Raw genomic sequence first — 16887 nt, 5'->3', positions numbered from 1 at the left:
ATTCTTCTGTCAATTATTCCAGTTCTTTTCAAAATAAGACATTCCGAATTCTTTGTGTTCAATCCATACGAGAATAATTTGTATGAATATTTTTATAGTATGATTTATAACCTTTGCATGTTGTGAAATAAACATATCATTTTCAAAGCAATAAGAAAACTTTCTATTTTCCCTACAATAATGTTCGCTTTGCGATAATATGCGATATTCTGTATATAAATATTTAAGTACGCTTAATTCAATATGATTAAGTTTTCCAATTTCTTGCGCCATGCAACTTATTGTAATATTTCCCGTTTTACGAAACTCTTTGTATTTCTCATCAAATTCTGCAAGATATTCGTTTTCGTGTATTTCTTTCTCTCCTTTGCTGATTCTGTCAAAATTATATAATTCATTTCTACTTTTCAAAAAATCCCTCATAGATTTCACATACTGATAATCAAGAATATTAAGTGCTTTAGTTTGTTCATCATTTGACTCTCTTGTCAATAAAAAGATTCCCTCAATTAAGTCGGCAAAAATAGAACGAGTTATAAGACGAACAGCAACAACAGAATTTTCATCGACAGGAATTGCTCGCAAAATTTCAAGATTTCCTTTTATTCGTTTTAATAAATCATAGCTAATAACGATATAATCCTCATGAGGATTGTTAACAATTAGAGCATCTAATTTTTCTCCAATTGGAACTATAAGTTCAAGACTGTCATTATATAATTTGGTGACAACATTATTTGGGTAAGCTATATTCATAAATTCAAATACGAATAGTTTTAATACAAAATTAGAGTGAATATGTTATTTTTCGATTTTAATCTTAGACAGTGAGTTTAGTATATCCACCGTCTGGCAAGAGAGGATGATGACAGACAAAAGTAGATCGAGGATGTAACGAGGTTGCTCGTGTTCTCTTGACCAATCGTTGGGATCGTTCTTGATTTGGGATGCTTTGTCGATGGTGACGGCATAGCGTTCCATTATCCAGTCAATAGCGGACTTGCCATTGACGATGTACTCGTAGGCTTTGAGTGGAATGTCCTCGATGGTGATATGACCGTTGTAAATGATGTGTGTCTTGTCTGCAACGAGTTTTCCGTTCTCATCGCGTACTTTGGCGAACTTCATCTTATCCACGGAGAAGTATTGATAGGTTTCATCCGTCCATTCGTTTTGCCAGATGTCGATGTCGCCAATAACTTTTACGCCAAAGAACCGGTGTGCCAACATTGGCTGTTCTGCGAAAAATTGATAATCAACGTCTTGGCCTGTTATCTGCTCATTGATGCCTTGCTCGTAGTTTAGGTGCAGGTCGGCAAGTTCTTTTCCGGCTTTATAAAAGGCCATGAAATCCTGAACATTATCTACAATGGGGATGCGTGGCAATGACTTTTTCAGGTCGTCGGCGAAACGCTCACGGTATTGCTTGGAATGGAGCAGTCCATACACATAGTAGAAGATGTGTTCTTTGGTGATGGCTCGTGAGCCTCCGAAACGGTTGCGGACTTCTTTCAATATCCAGTCGGTGATTCCGTCACGGCGGATATAACGGTTTGTTTCCGCATCATCAAAAAGTGAAGCCTGTGGATTTTTGTTTTCTTCATACCAATACAATGGGAAGCATTGTGTATCTCCAATATAGTGGTAATTGGGGTGTTCGTTTGTTATAAGAACAGTCGGTGTTTTAGCTGCGCTAAAACATATTGTTGGATTTTCGTCCGTCATCAAGTAAAATGAATTGAAAATGCCTGGTCGTTCAATGAATGGTCGATGATAATATAGCCATATTCTATTAAACGGTCTATAACTTGATACGACAAAAGCTGACTTTTCGAAGTTGTGCTTAGCTCCTTTTGCTTGGTCTTTTTTTAAGTTTACCGTCCAACTTATTTCCTTTTCATCTGTAGAAATATCATCTATACCGATTTGTTGATTGTAGTATGTTATCATGGATTTCATATTGTTGGAAATTGCAGTTAAGGAGAAGCCTGAAACCCATACGTCTCTACCCGTTGAAATTCCAACAGAATAAGTGTTAAAAACACTTTGTGTATTCAATGAAAACTTCTTTTCAGGAGCCAGTGGTATCAAGCTATCGAAAACGCCGTCTCGTTGATTTATCCAATCCGCTTTTTCGTTTGGTTTGATAGTCTGCCAATCTAACTTCCGTGAAGAAATAGAACGGAAATCCTTTACCATTTTGAGCTTTTGCTCACGGGTAAGGTAATCGCCTATGTCGTGGTAATGAATAACCGCTTTCTGTCCTTTCTTTGCCGGATTCTTGACAAGGAAAGTGATGGCTATTGGCGTGCGCGAACCACTACCAAAGATTTTTCCTCCTTCTTTGCGTGACAATTCTCCTGATGTTCGTTGATTTCCACGGAGATTCAGCACATAAATGGATGTAAATTCTTCCTCCAAGCATCTGCGCATACCATCTTGAGCATTACCATCAATCCATGCACCATTACTTATAAATGCGACAATTCCACCTTCATCTTTGGGAATACGGTCAGAAGCCCAGCGGAAAGCCTTAATGTAGCTATCGTATAGAGATTTGGTTAAGTTGGCAGAACTTTGAGAAGTATATGTTTCCGATATACGTTTTTCTAAAATTGGATAAGTTAAATTTTTTGCATTATCGTTTTCGCTTTTCTGTCCTACAGAATACGGCGGATTCCCCACAATCACCCTCACGTGCGTGGCTATCTGCTTTTTCACCCGCTTGGAATTGTCCTGGAAAAACTCCGTGAACAGCTCGTTGTGCTTCTTCTCCGCCAGTTGGAAAGTGTCCGTCAGGCAGATGCCGCTATACGGCAAGTAGGTTTTCCGACGGGTAATGTCATGGAATACCGATTCAATATTCACGTCGGCGATATAATAGGCCAGCAGCACAATTTCATTGCAATGGATTTCATTCAGGTACTTGCGCTCCATGTCCTCCGGTCGGATAAGGCCGGACTGCAACAATCGTGTGATGAACGTGCCTGTTCCCACAAACGGGTCAAGGATATGCACATTCTGTTCGGTCAGCGAGGTGTTGAACTCCGCCTTAAGGATGTCGTTTACGGAATGGATGATGAAGTCCACGCACTCCACGGGCGTATAGACGATACCCAGCTTCTCCACGGTGAGCGGAAACGCGCTCTTGAAAAACTTTTCGTACAAGTTCTTGATGATGGTCTGCTTGCCCTCCAAGTTGTCTATGCCGCCTATGTTCATGCGCACCGACTGGTAGAACTTGTCCAGCACCTCGGTGTCCTTGTCGAAAGCCTGTTCTTTCAACAGGTCAATCATCCGCTGCATGGAACGGCTCACGGAATTGTTGTTTACGAACTTGTAATCGGCGAATAGCGCATCAAACACAGGACGGGTAATCATGTGCTGCGCCAGCATCTCAATGGCTTGGGTAGCATCCACGGACGGGTTCAGGTCACGTTGCAGGCTCTTCAGGTAATCATTGAACGCCTTTTTATGCACGCCTGACTGGATAAGTTTGGATATGCGCTCGATGAACTTGTGCGCGATAAGCCCGATTTCCTTTGCCCAGTTCTCCCAATAGAGGCGGTCGCCGCACTTCTCCACGAGCTTGGCATACATGCCGTCCTGCAACTCGCCGAAGCGAAGCTCCAGCTGCCGGGCGATTTCCGCGTTCTCCATCTGCCGCGCTTCTTCCTCTCCCTCCTGAAAGCCTAGTCCCGGCCTGCCGATGGTTACGGACGGCGTATAGGTCTGCTTGTTGGGTTTCTGCCTGTTTAGCGCAATCTTTTCGACGGTCGCCTGAAAGCGGTCATCGTGGGAACGCAGCGCGTTTAGGATTTGCCAGACCACATCGAAGGTCTTGCTGTTGTTGAGCGCTTCCTCCGCCGAAACGTCGGACGGCACGACAATCGGTATGATGATGTACCCGTACTTCTTCTCGTCGGGTTGCCCCTTATGGAAAGTGCGCATCACGCGCCCCACCGACTGTACCACGTCCACCTGCGAGTTACGGGCGGAAAGGAACAGTACGGCATCGAGCGACGGCACGTCCACGCCCTCGGACAGGCAGCGCACGTTGGTCACCACGCGGCACTCCCTGTCATTGTCAGGCTCGTCCGCCAGCCACTGCATGATTCCGTTGCGCTCCTGCGAGTTCATTGAGCCGTCAATGTGCCTTGTGGTTATCGAAACGGTATGAGAAAGGCTTTCCGCATCCAGATTCTCGTCGTACTTTTCCGATATTTGCGGCAGCACGGAAGCCACGTATTTGGATGCGATGCCCGTCCTGCTTGCGCTCCTGTCAATGGACGAACAGAACGCCACGGCACGGCGCATCATGTGGGGGTCGGTATTCCAGGTGCGGTGGTCGTCGCCCCGTATCATCTTCGACAGTCCGTTGATTACCCCGATGAGCTTGGACGTGTCGTCAAAATTCAGCTCGGTGGTCGTGTCGGTGATGTCACGTTTGATATTCGCCGGAACATCATCTTCGCCTACGGTAAGGACAAGCACCTTGTAATCGGTCAGCAAACCGTTCTGCACGGCGTATGAGAAGTTCACGCGGTAGAACTCTTTCCCATAAAGGGTTTCATCGTCCATCGAACAGAGGATGCAGTCCTTTTCCGATGCCTTGATTTTGGCGGATTCACCGTACAGCCGTGGCGTGGCGGTCATGTAGAGGCGTTTCCGGCCTTGCACGTTGTCGTTGGAGTGTATCTTGGTGAAGTTGCTCTCATCCCTGTCCGAGAGTTTCACGCCCGTGGTGCGGTGGGCTTCGTCACAGATGATGAAGTCGAACACGCCATACCCGCCGTCTGTTTCGGAAAGTATCTCCTGTTGTGCCGCTGAAACGGCATCAATGGACTGGTAAGTGGAAAACACGACTACCAACCCGTCATGGCTGCGGTATTTCTTCAGCTGCGAAGCGATGGACTGCGGACTGGTGGACGCTGGCACGGCAAGGTCAACCACACTGTCATCCATATCGTCGTATTTGTTCTGTATCTTCCGCGAAGCCTTGGAATCCGAACAGATGCAGACGGCCTTGATGGGTTTCTTAGCATCTGCCGACCATGCGTTGAGCGACTGCCCCAGCAAGGCGATGGACGGAACCATGAACAAAACCAGTCCTTTGTTGCCTAACAACTGTTCGGTGATGAGCAGCGAGGTGTAGGTCTTGCCTGTTCCGCAGGCCATGATGAGCTTGCCACGGTCGTTGCCGTCTGTGATGTAGTGCGTGTATGCCTTGGATATGGCATCCAACTGGTGCTTGCGTGGTTTCTTGCCCTCCACGAGTGCGGAAGTTCCCGTAAGTCCGTCCATCAGCTTTTGCCAGTCCACGCAGGATGAGTTCAAGTCAATCAGCCCGACCCGTGAAAAAGGCGGGTCTTGGTGGCGGATGGCTTCCTCGGCGTTGCTTCCCCAATGGTTGGTGGTGGAAATCCATATCCGTTTGGCAAACCGGGTGGTCTGGTAAGTGACTTCGTTGGTGAACGTGCGGCTGGAGGTGGCGAGGAACGAATCTACGGCAGGTTTGTCTATCACGGCATCTTCCGCATAGCATTTGCACTGGATAGCCCAATAGTCGCCCATTTCGGTTTTGGCCACGAGGTCGATGCCCGTGTCCGTACCTCCGAAGTCTTTGCGCCCCGGAAAGTCCTCCCACAGCCACACCTTTTCAAGCTCGTTGTAGCGTGGGTCTGTCAACAGCCATGAGCGCATCAGACGCTCGAACTTTGTACCCTTTTCCCTTTCGGTGAATGATTCGGTACGGAATATATGCAGTATCTCCTTGAAATCCATCTCTTGATAAGAGATATATTCGAGGAACACAAATGCTGTGAGTCAATAAGTTAACAGGCTTCCAAAATCGGTTTTACTAAACAAATTCGTACCAAATGCCCATTATATCCCATTATAAATGAGGCAAAAGTGCGGATTTTGCAATATTATGCGTATCTTTGCAATATCAACTGTAACTCTTATCAAGAGATTCCGTTTTTTGCTTAACAGATTCCATCGAAATTTTGCGGTTACAAGTCTTTTAAGATTAGGCTGTTAGCCTTGTCCACCACGTTTGTATCAAGCGATGCAAGGTAGATGCGCGTGGTTTCCTCCGAATCGTGCCCCATTCCCTCGCTGATGACCGAAAGCGGTATGTTTTTGCTCTTGGCGATGCTTGCCCAGCAATGCCGCGCGCAGTGCATGGTCAGTGGCATATTCAATCCGGCTAAATGGGCGATTTCTTTCAACGCCACGTTAATACGGCTGATGGCATTGCGGTACTGCGTCCGCTCGTTTGTGCATGGATTGGTGATTATCGGCAGCAGGTATTGGGTGGTGGAACAACCGTCGTATTTGGCGATGATGTCCTTCATGCACTTCTCCCATTTGATGGTCAGTTGCTGCCCCGTCTTTCTTCTGCGGTATATGATGACGCCGTTCTTCAAGTCTGATTTCTTCAAATAAGCCATGTCGATGAACGACATGCCACGGGTATAGAATGAAAAGAGGAACATATCCCGTGCATAGTCCAAATGAGGTTTCAAGGTCAGGTCAAGTTCCTTGATACGCTTTATCGCTTTCAACGGGAGGGCACGCTTCACGGTCTTGCTGATACCCGTGTAAACGTGCTTGAACGGATATTTCTGCTCCGTCAGTTCCTTTTCCACGGCACGGTTATAGACAGCACGGAGTATGCGCATATTAAAGGAGGTGCTGTTGGGGCAGATTCCTTTGCTTTTGAGCCATGCCTCATAGAGCATCATGGTGTCGCTGTCTATCTCGCACAGAAGAATGTCCTGCCCATCGCGGAACTTCATAAAACTGGCTAAGGCTGCGGTGTAGGTTTCCGACGTGCGTACTTTGCCAAGCTGTTTCAACTGCCCGATAACTCCCTGCATGAAACTGAACAGCGATTGCCCATTCATCTGTCCGTTAAACTTCTCTATGATATTATCTGCGGTGTATTTCCCGCCTTGCCTGTCGCATTGTGCGATGATGGCCAGCAACCGCCGGATATCCCAACCGATGTGTTCAGCAACGCTGTGGAGATACCGTTTTCTGTTCTCGCTGGTTTCAGGCATGATTCGGACGGACGATGTTTCCTTGTTCCATTCCATATCAAACACTCGGAAGTCCGTTCCGATTTGGCGGACTGTTCGCTTGTGGATTACCTGATAGTAGATGCTGCCCTCCTTGCCGTTTGTGGAGGAAGGACGATATTTTACCTTGATGGATGCCATTCACTTTATTTTATTGTTTGGATTCGTTTTCATTTCTCACTTTTTCAAGTTGCCTGTTGAATACGGTCAATGTGGAATCCTTACCGACCGTTTCCACCAGCTTCTCGTATGCCCCGACGGTTACGCCTAATTCCGGGTAAAGCTCTTTGAGCATGAAAGTGGTCACTTGGTACTTGTCGGCAACCGTTTTCAACCGTTTGTTTTCCTCCCGGTATTCATGCCATCGCACCCAACTGACGGCAAACAAGGCAAAGAACACAAGCGTACAAACAATGCCAGCCCATGCGTAAGGGTTCTTGTACCAGCCATCGGGTACTTTGCCCCATAACCGCCTGATACCATTTATCGCTCTTTCCGGGCGGATTGCCAGCCAAAGTTTCCGTGTGAAGCCTTGCTTTGGGTGTGCCTTTTCCAAAATCCGTTTGTCTTTCTCCACATGGTCAGTAAGCACTTCCAGTATCTTGTAGAGCAAATCCTTGGTTGTGGGGATGCCGCGTTTGCGCATATCTTTGTCGTTAGCATCGGTGTATGCCTGCAAGCTCACAATCATTTCCTCGCCCAATGACTTCTTGTATGCCTCGATGGTTTCCTTGCTCATGAAAATGCCGTTGATATTCTCCGGCGTGCTGCTGCCAAAGAAACGTATGACTGGCTCCAGCTTCACCGCAAGACTTTTCACCGCCTCGTCCTTGTCCGAAACGTCCTTTGCGGCCAGTATCTTCTTGATTTCCTCGATGTCCTCTGCCAATGCCCCGATAAGGTCGGATATATTCTGTAAGTTGTCCTTCATCTTTTCATCTTTTTGGGTTTATACTTGTTCTTTTCCTTGTCGTTCTCGCCCCAGTCGCTATCGTTTCCTCCACCGCCTCCACCGGATGAAACCTTGGCTTGGTGAGGTTGGACGCACAACTCGATAAGTGCGTTGATACCTACTTGGACTATGCCTGTATTCGCATCGGCATCAGCGAAAGTTCCACTGTCGGATGTTTCCGCATGGCCATCGGTAGAATAGGCTTTATCCGTCAGTTCAAATGATTTGTCCGGTTTATATATGGTTTCCGTTTGGCTTATTCCGCTTTCAGCCGTTGGCCGGGTGTGGTACAGATTGTTCCTCCATCCCAAGCCCTCGGCGATGCGGCCTCCCAATAGTTTGTCCAGCCTGTAAAAGCCCATGCTGCGGTCTATCCGTGAGCCGTTGAACGAAACCCCGTCTTTGGTAAATGACACGCCGACAATATTGCCGTTACGCCTGTCGAGCTTGAAGTTCACCCCGATGCCTTGCTTGGCCAGCCTGTCGCACAATTCAGACCAACTGTTACAATGGGGCAAGGTCGCTTTTACGGCATCATGGATTTGATACTTCACCTTGTCCTTGCCGCGCAGACGGTCACGCTTCACATTCACCTTGCCTTTGGAAAAGTGCAGTCCGTATTCCCTCGTGAGAGCCTTGCATACCGCCACGTTGCGTATGGCATCGTTCCGGTCGCTTATGGTGTTCCCGTCGTTGTCAACCCTGTTGGCCACGATGTGCAGATGCTGGTGTTCCTTGTCGGTGTGGCGGCATACAATATACTGGGTGTTCACAATGCCCATGCGCTTCATATACTCTCTGGCGATTTCAGCCATCAGACCGTCCGTCAGCTTGGGCGTATCTTCGTGGGCGAAGTCCAGCGAGATGTGGTACACAGGATTTTTCAGCTTGCGCCCCGGCTTGTCATCCGCTTGCCCCTGCATACTCGCTGCTATGGTTGCATTATCATCAAGACGCACGTCCTTGCTGTCTATGAGCCTTGCCTTTTTCGGGTTGTTCACGTAGTTCACCAGCTTGGCGAAGCTCGCCCGTTTCTTCAAGTCGCCCATCATATCCTCTCGATGATTTTGTTGAACTCGTCCAACAGGGCGGTGATTTTTTCTTTGGTTCTCGGAAAGCCATGTTGATGTGCCATCTTCGCCAACTGGTTCAGGTTATTGCACCCTCCCTCCAGCATCCTTATCTGCTGCCTGTCCTCCTGTGTCCGTGCTGCTACGACCTTGCCCTGAAGCAACAGTTCGCGCAGGAAGTGCGACGGCTTCTTGCCTGCATCGGCAATCCGTTTCATGACAGTTTTCCACTCGGCCAGCGTGAGCCGTGTGGATATTGTCTTTGTCCGCGCCTTGCCCTTTACGGCCTTGGGGCGGCCTCCTTTATGATTGGTGTCTTGTTCTGTCATCCGCTTGTTATTGTCTGTTACAAATGGGTCAGCGTTTTTAGGGCTGCAATCCGGTCTTGCCGTTATCCGCATGGTCGGGTCGCCGTTGGTGGCGTGGTTTTCGTGGACGAAAACATTAACTTGCCAGCCCTAAAAAACGCCCCTATAAATACTTCATTCCTCGTCTTGTTTTCCACATCTGTATAAGAGGTATTGCCGTCTGAAATATGTCCGTTTGCATTGGCTACCATGATGAATTGTGGTCATGACATTGTTCCCTTGCATCATCGGTTGGGAGTTGTTCTGTTCCCTTTTCCCCTGTTATCGCATTGGCAAAATCCTCTGCATCTGCTGGTGTGTTGAACACATAACCACCATTTCCGTAATCACTCCAGTAACCATTGAGTTCCCGTGCTTTTGGGTTGAATTTCCGTTCTCCGGCAGTTTCATATTCATTGGAGAAACGCACGGCGAAAATCTCCGCACCGCTCCTTGAATGCGTCCTTTGTTCGATGATGTAAGGTGGATTTTGTTGTTCCGATTCGATGCCATTGCCAGATATGGATGTGCTTGCCTGTAAGTCCTCTGTTTCACTTACAGCGTCGGATTGTACAACTTCGTTTTCGGGAGCCGGTTCGTCAGGAGAACTACAGCAATCTTTGGCCTCATGTCCGCTTTTTCGTTTGGGAGCATCCTTTGGCACTACGGAATCATTGAGCCATGATTTAATCTCCGTGCGCATGAAGTAGAGCTTGTTGCCCTGCTTGCGGTAAGGTATGCGACGCTCGGAAGTCATGGCATAGATGGTGGAAACGGATTTGCACAGCATCGCCGATACGTCCTCCACAGTCATTATCTCCGGCAAAGGCTGTGTGACGTTTGCCGACATCAGTTTCTCCACCATTTCGGTAAGCGTGTCGATTTTGGAATGGAGTTCTGCCACGGCACGGGGCAGATTGTCAAAAGACAAATGCAATGGTTCGTTGTCTGTCATATCAATGAATTATTGAATGTAGGGAAAATCAATCCGCATGGGCGAGCTTGCGCATGATTGCCTGTGCTTCCTCCGAAACCTGTGTTTGTGATGCGACCGGGTTCTGCCGCAACCATTTCAGAAGCTCTGATTTCTCAAAATACACCATCTTGTTGTTCGGCTTGAAATAAGGGATGACTTGGTTATGGGTCATCTTGTAGAGCGAGCTTTTGGATATGCCGAGGAACATTGCTGCTTCTTCCAAGTTCAGCACTTCCTTTGAGGCATACACTACGCTCTTAACCTTTTCAACCTCCTGTTTAAGCCCGTCCACCATCTTTCGGAGCAAGGCGGTTTCGTTTGGGTTCTGTTCTGTTTTACACATAGTCTTTATCTGTTTAATTGTTATTCTTAGCCGTTGCCATCCGCTTGTGTTTCTTTAGGTTGGCAAGTGCAAAGTTAAAGCGAAAAGGATATGAAAACAATACCTCAATTTGAGTTTAACTAATTGTGCAACAGTGATTTATACGACAAATATCCAGCTAAAATGCCAATTCAAAAAATGTCGCTTTTCCACACCGAGTGTACAAGTTATACAGAGGCAAAATTCCATTGGCAACATTTACTTTTAACCTTGCATACAGGTTTTTATAACAGTATAAATTTGCTAACTTTGCCACGACCTTGAATATCGGAGTGTACAAGCATTTTTCTGTCGGTTGCAGTGGCTAATGTGACAGTCCAAATGCCAACCTAAAAACATCTGACGGAAAATGAAGATTTAACATTCATACTTGCAAGTCTGATTCTTAACATTCGATTACAATAGTGTTAAATACAGGGGAAATAGTTTTTCGAATTTTTGTTGTACGTTTGTTACGCGAGCGATTTTGTAAAACATATATAATTGATAGTCAATAAGATATAAGCTAACAGGAACTTCCGAAGTAGAGCATCGCACCATAAAAATGTACCGTCAGATACCTTGTCAGCCATTTGGCCCAAGCTCCTTCCCATTTGGGCAATAGGCTGAAAGCCCATTGTATCGGTCCAAAAATCGTGAGCATTCCGAGCAGGATTTGCTGGCAGTAAATCGTCGCCCATTAGCCAATGTATTGAAACGAAGGGAAAATAAAAACAGATAAAATCTATATAAATACTGATTATCAATGTATTATTAACTAATGATGATTTCTGTTGTATTCCTTAAAAATCTCTATTATTCGACATTTTTGTTACCTAAAACGATACTTATATCCGGATTATTTGTTACCTTTGTATATGGATATAAATCATTGATATACAATGGGAAGAAAAAAGAAATCATTAATAGAGAAATCTCCGTTCAAGTTACGTCACCGTAAACTGGCGGACGGACGTTTATCCCTGTTTCTTGACCGTAGTGTAGACGGCGGGCATGAGTACGAGTTTCTGCAACTCTACCTCATGCCGGAAACATCTGCCAAAGCAAGGCGGCAAAATGCGCAGACACTCCGCAAGGCGGAAGATATTCAGCGAGAACGGACAGAAGCCCTGCTCAATGCGAAGGTGGGAACAGTACCGGAAAGCAAATCTTCCGATATGCTGCTGTCCGACTGGATGACCATTGTCCGCAAGAACCACGAACACCGGGAAGCACGCGACCTGAACGGAATCGACAACGCCCGTAAAAACTTGCTGAAATTCCGTGCAGATGTCAGGCTCTGTGATGTGGACAGACAGTTTTACATTGATTATATCGACTGGCTTCGTTCTTCCTGCAAGACCGCATGGGGAAAACAGATTACTCCCAAGACGGCTCATTCCTATTATACCACTTTGCGTACCGCTTTGAACGAGGCTGTACGTGAGAGACTGATTGAATCAAATCCTTGGTACAAACTGGAGATGACCGAGAAAATCAAAGTTCCCGAAAGCAAACGGGATTTTCTGACCATCGAGGAGATAAAGAAAATGATAGCCACGCCATTTTTTAACGAGCAGGTACGGCAGGCATACCTGTTTTCCTGTTTTTGCGGACTTCGTATCAGTGACATACGGAAATTGCGTTGGCGTGACATTTCCATATCAGGCGGGCAATGGCTCGTGTCGGTAGTAATGACAAAGACCACCAATCCCGTTTATATCCCCCTTTCGTCCCAAGCGGTAAAATGGTTGCCGGAACGTAATGGCTGTACACCGGATGGCCTTGTCTTTGGAGGGCTGCCCAATACAAGCAACCTTTGTGTCAGTCTCAAGAACTGGGCTGATAAGGCAGGCGTAAAGAAGAACGTGACATTCCACACGGCACGTCATTCATGTGCGGTGCTGCTGCTGACGCTCGGAGCGGACATCTATACCGTTTCCAAAATCCTCGGCCACCGTTCCGTGCGTGCCACACAGGTTTATGCAAAAATAGTAGACAAGAAAAAGGACGATGCAATCACCTTGGTTGACGACGCATTCTAAATACATTATTATATATGGCAACAACAAAGAAATCGACCAGACTCAAGGAACCGGTAAAGGTGCGCACGAAGAAGCTCGCCGACGGTTCGGAATCCTATTATCTCGACATCTATGTTGACGGAAAACGCAGTTACGAGTTCTTGAAACTGTACCTGTTGCCCGAAATCAATCCTATGGTCAAGGAGCAGAACCGGGCCACAAAAGCGGCGGTAGAGGCCATCAAATCAAAACGCATCATCGAACTGACTCACTCGAAGGCCGGACTGAAAAAGACATCCGTCCGTTCCAAAATGCTACTGGACGACTGGATGGAAGCCTATCTTGCCGAACAGGAACGAAAAGGCGCGAGAGGACTGAAACTGTTACGAACAGTCTGCCGGTTACTTCCCCTTTACAAGAAAAAGGTGAAGATGAGAGAGATTGACAAGGACTGGTGTCTGGGTTTCATCGACTGGATTCAGCACACCTACAAGACCCGGTGGGACAAGCCGCTTTCACCCAAGAGTGCAGCGGACTACGTGGGTTATTTCTCCACCGCACTCAACGCCGCCGTCCGTGCCGAGGTTATCCCGGAGAACCCGATAATGACACTTGCAGCCACAGAACGTATCAAGGTGCCGGAATCCAAACGGGAATACCTGACCATTGACGAAATAAAAGTTCTGATTGACACGGAATGCCCCCGCGAAGACGTGAAACGTGCCTACCTTTTCGCCTGTTACTGCGGTTTGAGGTTGAGCGATGTTTATGCCTTACGATGGAAAGATATTGTTCAGGACGGGGAACAATACCGGATGTCAACCGTGATGCAAAAAACTACCACACCGATTTACTTGCCTCTTTCCCGCCATGCCGTCCGTTGGCTGCCTGAAAGGAACGGTGCGGAAGACGGGCTGCATGTCTTTGCCGGACTCCCGGCAGAACCCAATATCAACAAGGTACTGGCCAAATGGATGGCAACGGCAGGAATCAATAAAAAAATCACCTATCACACGAGCCGCCACACGTTCGCCACAATGATGCTTACCCTCGGTGCGGATCTTTATACCACGAGCAAACTGCTCGGCCATGCCAACGTAAAGACTACGCAGATTTACGCGAAAATCGTTGACAGCAAGAAAGTTGAAGCGGTGAATCTGGTTGATAACGTATTTGGCTGACATCCTGCGTTGTACTCCATTACCACCGTTTTCAGCCTTATTTGAATAATTGCCGAATTTTGACCTTTCCGGCCAGATTTCAATCCGAAGAGGTCAAAACTCGGCATATCTGTTTATCAGATACATAAACCTGAACTTATCTTCTTGATTTAGATAGATAATTTCAGATTTATGGACGCAGTTCATAAACCTCACAAAACCTTATATCTGAATTTACAGCGTAATATTTCATAGATAATATCAAATAAGTGGTTCTAAAATTTGCTTGGGCAATTCCAAATGCGTAATTTTGCATCAAAACATGAAAGTATGGATAAACTTATTGGCCGCGACAAAGAACACGCGGAACTGGAAAGATGCCTGAACTCGGACAGATCGGAGCTGGTCATAGTCTACGGCAGGCGGCGTATCGGAAAGACATTCCTGATTGAAGAATTTTTCGACCGGGAGTTTGATTTCAAATATGTCGGTGCGCATGGAATGACCACCCGCAGACAGTTGAACAACTTCCTGAATGTGCTCAACAGTTATTCGGGAAAAAAGTTCTCCCATTTAAGCAACTGGGATGAAGCCTTTTATGCCCTTGAAGAATACCTGTCGTCCCTGCCCGCTGACCGTAAACGGATTGTGTTCATAGATGAAATGCCTTGGATGGATTCGGGAAAATCCATATTCGTGTCGGCCCTTGAAAACTTCTGGAACGGCTGGGCCATGTCACAGCGGAACATCATGCTTATCGCCACGGGGTCCGCGACCTCATGGATGAAAGACAAGATTGTCGCCAACAAGGGAGGCCTCCATGCCAGAGTGACGTGTAACCTGCATCTGTCCCCGTTCACCCTGAATGAGACGGAGCGGTATCTCGCTACCAGAGGCATCGAATGGGATCGTTACCAGCTTACCCAGACATACATGGTGCTTGGCGGTGTTCCGTTTTATTACAGCCTTCTTGACCCCGCGTTGAGCCTTTCCCAGAATATAGACCGGCTGTTTTTCAATGAAGGCGCACTTTTGAAACTGGAGTTCGAGGAGCTATACAACGCCCTTTTCGACAATGCCGACCTGTACACGTCAATCGTACAACTACTCAGCGAACACGAATCGGGAATGACAAGCAAGGACATATTCCAGTCACTATCATCGAAGAGCAGCAACATAACCAAGGCGATAAAAAACCTTGAAAGGTCCGATATGATAGAGAAATGGCTTCAGTACGGCAACAAACGTCGCGGAGCCGTTTACAGGCTTACGGATTTCTTTTCGCTGTTCTATTTCAAGTTCCTTGCCGACAACCTCTCACACGATGATGAATGGTGGAGCAATCATCTTGATTCCGGAAATGTATTCGACTGGATGGGTAGCAGTTTCGAGCTTGTCTGCATGAGACATCATAAACAGATCAAGTCGGCTTTGGGAATAAGGGGCATGGCTACATCCTTGTCCACATGGCAGGTCAAGCCCAATAAGGAGGAAGGAATGCCCGGCGGACAAATAGACATGATAATAGAGCGGGCTGACCGGATCATACACCTGTGCGAGATGAAATTCTGCATGGACACATACCGTATCAAGCCCGAATACGAACGCCGGTTGCGTGACCGTTCCGGTTTGTTCAGGGAACTTACCAAGACCAACAAGACACTGGTTCATACCTTTATCACGACGTATGGTGTGGCCAATGGCAAGAACAGAAGCATCGTCCACAGCGAGGTGACGATGGACGACCTTTTCAATTCCTGACGATTATGATGATACGGCAAATAACACAACGGTTGCACGAAGTGAACACGCTTCTTGCAACTTACGGACAAGGCGTCTTGTCTTTTGAACAGGCCTTGCCGCCGTCCCTGTTCTATCAGGATTTCAACGACACGAACCTTCTTGTCAAGGAGGCAGCCTGTCTGGTAAAGGAGAACCCCGGACAACTTCTGGACTTTTCTTCTTCCCTTCTTTCGGAAACGAACAAATACCTTTCACTCGACAGGACACCGTTGCAGACAGTGAACTTTGAAGCCCTTTTCGAGGAATATCTAAGCCCCTTTGAACACCGGTACGAGGAAGCGAAAACAGCCGCCACAGAACTTTGGCGCGAGTATTCGGCAATGAGTAACCGGTTGGATTTCCTGCCTCTGGATTCGGAAGAATACAGGTCGCTCGACACGGAGTGCGGAGTAGCAAAGGCAAAATATGACCAAGCTCATGCACACGCAAACCTATCATATAAGGAATGGCAGCAGGAGCGTGACCGGAATTTCTGTGTCTGGTGCTTCAAACCGGTATTCCTCGACGTGCTGGTGGAGCGTCTGCAAGGAATCGCCGGAAGCATCATCTCCGACATCAGACGCGTGAAGGAGGGCAACCCATGAACCGTGCAGGCCTGCTGCAAGAGACCACCGCATGGATGGATACCGTTGACCTCGCCCTGTGCCTGTTCATTTACGAGGTGTGCAACGACTACCAGTTCGAGTATCTGTCGGGCAGCGACTTCGTGAACTTCCTGAACCTGAAACCCACCGAACGGGAGGTCATCGTGCGCCCGAAAGAGAACCTTCGCATCTGTTACATGGTGTTTTCCATCGCCCGTACCATCAGGCCGCGAGAGCGCGGGAAACTCTGGTCGGAAGAGTTCCTGAAACGCTGCGGCATATCCAAATCCTACTACGACAAGCACCGCAGCGATGTTTGCAACAATGCTGCCACCAAAGAGAATCAAGATTTCCGCAAATCCATCGACAAGGCCGTTGAAAACGCAAGACGGCTGAAAGGTACCCCATAACCGCCCGTCGTTTCCCCATTCAGCCCGGTATCTTCCCATTATAGCTATACGCTATACCGTTCATACACAACGGTATGGCGCATTTTCTTTTCATGCACTTTCCCCATTCGTCCCC

The 16887-nt window shown here is 47.3% G+C and carries 14 protein-coding genes; 5 read left to right on the top strand and 9 right to left on the bottom strand.

Going from position 1 to position 16887, the window contains the following annotated elements; all coding sequences use genetic code 11:
* Window positions 1–9: 9 nt before the first annotated feature.
* From NBH16_RS01550 to NBH16_RS23540, 9 genes are all read right to left on the bottom strand, one after another.
* Window positions 10–756: a hypothetical protein gene (locus tag NBH16_RS01550; protein WP_118313763.1), complete on the bottom strand. Its 747-nt coding sequence runs from the start codon at window positions 754–756 to the stop codon at window positions 10–12.
* Between the two features lie 45 nt (window positions 757–801).
* Window positions 802–5784: a DEAD/DEAH box helicase gene (locus tag NBH16_RS01545; protein ID WP_250787995.1), complete on the bottom strand. Its 4983-nt coding sequence runs from the start codon at window positions 5782–5784 to the stop codon at window positions 802–804.
* A gap of 230 nt (window positions 5785–6014) precedes the next feature.
* Complete coding sequence (locus NBH16_RS01540; RefSeq protein ID WP_118313764.1) at window positions 6015–7226, bottom strand: tyrosine-type recombinase/integrase; 1212 nt, start codon at window positions 7224–7226, stop codon at window positions 6015–6017.
* A gap of 10 nt (window positions 7227–7236) precedes the next feature.
* Window positions 7237–8016, bottom strand: a complete 780-nt coding sequence (locus NBH16_RS01535) for a hypothetical protein (RefSeq protein ID WP_118313765.1) — start codon at window positions 8014–8016, stop codon at window positions 7237–7239.
* Window positions 8013–9089, bottom strand: a complete 1077-nt coding sequence (locus NBH16_RS01530; RefSeq protein ID WP_118313766.1) for a relaxase/mobilization nuclease domain-containing protein — start codon at window positions 9087–9089, stop codon at window positions 8013–8015. The genes NBH16_RS01535 and NBH16_RS01530 overlap by 4 nt, the downstream gene beginning before the upstream one ends.
* Window positions 9086–9436, bottom strand: a complete 351-nt coding sequence (locus NBH16_RS01525) for a plasmid mobilization protein (protein ID WP_118313770.1) — start codon at window positions 9434–9436, stop codon at window positions 9086–9088. The genes NBH16_RS01530 and NBH16_RS01525 overlap by 4 nt, the downstream gene beginning before the upstream one ends.
* 223 nt (window positions 9437–9659) lie before the next feature.
* Entirely contained in the window at window positions 9660–10409 is a 750-nt protein-coding gene (locus tag NBH16_RS01520) for a helix-turn-helix domain-containing protein (RefSeq protein WP_118313767.1), read from the bottom strand.
* 28 nt (window positions 10410–10437) lie between these two features.
* Window positions 10438–10773 carry a helix-turn-helix domain-containing protein gene (locus tag NBH16_RS01515; RefSeq protein ID WP_118313768.1) on the bottom strand — a complete coding sequence of 112 codons (336 nt, stop codon included), beginning with the start codon at window positions 10771–10773 and terminating at the stop codon, window positions 10438–10440.
* Between the two features lie 544 nt (window positions 10774–11317).
* Window positions 11318–11455 carry a hypothetical protein gene (locus tag NBH16_RS23540; RefSeq protein WP_502921410.1) on the bottom strand — a complete coding sequence of 46 codons (138 nt, stop codon included), beginning with the start codon at window positions 11453–11455 and terminating at the stop codon, window positions 11318–11320.
* A gap of 238 nt (window positions 11456–11693) precedes the next feature.
* On the opposite strand from NBH16_RS23540, the gene NBH16_RS01505 reads away from it, so the two are divergent.
* The 5 genes from NBH16_RS01505 (at window position 11694) to NBH16_RS01485 (ending at window position 16772) form a co-directional block, all read left to right on the top strand.
* A complete protein-coding gene (locus NBH16_RS01505; protein ID WP_004292635.1) occupies window positions 11694–12836 on the top strand; it encodes a site-specific integrase in 1143 nt (380 codons plus the stop codon).
* 14 nt (window positions 12837–12850) lie between these two features.
* Window positions 12851–13996, top strand: a complete 1146-nt coding sequence (locus NBH16_RS01500; RefSeq protein WP_004292636.1) for a site-specific integrase — start codon at window positions 12851–12853, stop codon at window positions 13994–13996.
* Between the two features lie 309 nt (window positions 13997–14305).
* The gene (locus NBH16_RS01495) at window positions 14306–15736 is read left to right on the top strand and encodes an AAA family ATPase (RefSeq protein WP_004292637.1); all 1431 of its coding nucleotides are present in this window, start codon (window positions 14306–14308) and stop codon (window positions 15734–15736) included.
* 5 nt (window positions 15737–15741) lie between these two features.
* Window positions 15742–16362 (top strand): hypothetical protein, encoded by a 621-nt coding sequence (locus NBH16_RS01490; protein WP_004312206.1) that lies wholly within the window; start codon window positions 15742–15744, stop codon window positions 16360–16362.
* On the top strand, window positions 16359–16772 hold the full coding sequence (locus NBH16_RS01485) for a hypothetical protein (protein WP_004312207.1): 414 nt from the start codon (window positions 16359–16361) through the stop codon (window positions 16770–16772). The genes NBH16_RS01490 and NBH16_RS01485 overlap by 4 nt, the downstream gene beginning before the upstream one ends.
* Window positions 16773–16887: the final 115 nt, after the last annotated feature.

The sequence above is a fragment of the Parabacteroides sp. Y3-G-102 genome (assembly GCF_023656845.1).
Lineage (GTDB): Bacteria > Bacteroidota > Bacteroidia > Bacteroidales > Tannerellaceae > Parabacteroides > Parabacteroides distasonis.
This window is presented reverse-complemented; position numbering and strand designations above follow the sequence as displayed.

Excerpts from the sequence above, each read along its gene's own strand:
- NBH16_RS01550 (WP_118313763.1), bottom strand. The coding sequence starts at position 756 with ATGAATATAGCTTACCCAAATAATGTTGTCACCAAATTATATAATGAC.
- NBH16_RS01545 (WP_250787995.1), bottom strand. The coding sequence starts at position 5,784 with ATGGATTTCAAGGAGATACTGCATATATTCCGTACCGAATCATTCACC.
- NBH16_RS01540 (WP_118313764.1), bottom strand. The coding sequence starts at position 7,226 with ATGGCATCCATCAAGGTAAAATATCGTCCTTCCTCCACAAACGGCAAG.
- NBH16_RS01535 (WP_118313765.1), bottom strand. The coding sequence starts at position 8,016 with ATGAAGGACAACTTACAGAATATATCCGACCTTATCGGGGCATTGGCA.
- NBH16_RS01530 (WP_118313766.1), bottom strand. The coding sequence starts at position 9,089 with ATGATGGGCGACTTGAAGAAACGGGCGAGCTTCGCCAAGCTGGTGAAC.
- NBH16_RS01525 (WP_118313770.1), bottom strand. The coding sequence starts at position 9,436 with ATGACAGAACAAGACACCAATCATAAAGGAGGCCGCCCCAAGGCCGTA.
- NBH16_RS01520 (WP_118313767.1), bottom strand. The coding sequence starts at position 10,409 with ATGACAGACAACGAACCATTGCATTTGTCTTTTGACAATCTGCCCCGT.
- NBH16_RS01515 (WP_118313768.1), bottom strand. The coding sequence starts at position 10,773 with ATGTGTAAAACAGAACAGAACCCAAACGAAACCGCCTTGCTCCGAAAG.
- NBH16_RS23540 (WP_502921410.1), bottom strand. The coding sequence starts at position 11,455 with ATGCTCACGATTTTTGGACCGATACAATGGGCTTTCAGCCTATTGCCC.
- NBH16_RS01505 (WP_004292635.1), top strand. The coding sequence starts at position 11,694 with ATGGGAAGAAAAAAGAAATCATTAATAGAGAAATCTCCGTTCAAGTTA.
- NBH16_RS01500 (WP_004292636.1), top strand. The coding sequence starts at position 12,851 with ATGGCAACAACAAAGAAATCGACCAGACTCAAGGAACCGGTAAAGGTG.
- NBH16_RS01495 (WP_004292637.1), top strand. The coding sequence starts at position 14,306 with ATGGATAAACTTATTGGCCGCGACAAAGAACACGCGGAACTGGAAAGA.
- NBH16_RS01490 (WP_004312206.1), top strand. The coding sequence starts at position 15,742 with ATGATGATACGGCAAATAACACAACGGTTGCACGAAGTGAACACGCTT.
- NBH16_RS01485 (WP_004312207.1), top strand. The coding sequence starts at position 16,359 with ATGAACCGTGCAGGCCTGCTGCAAGAGACCACCGCATGGATGGATACC.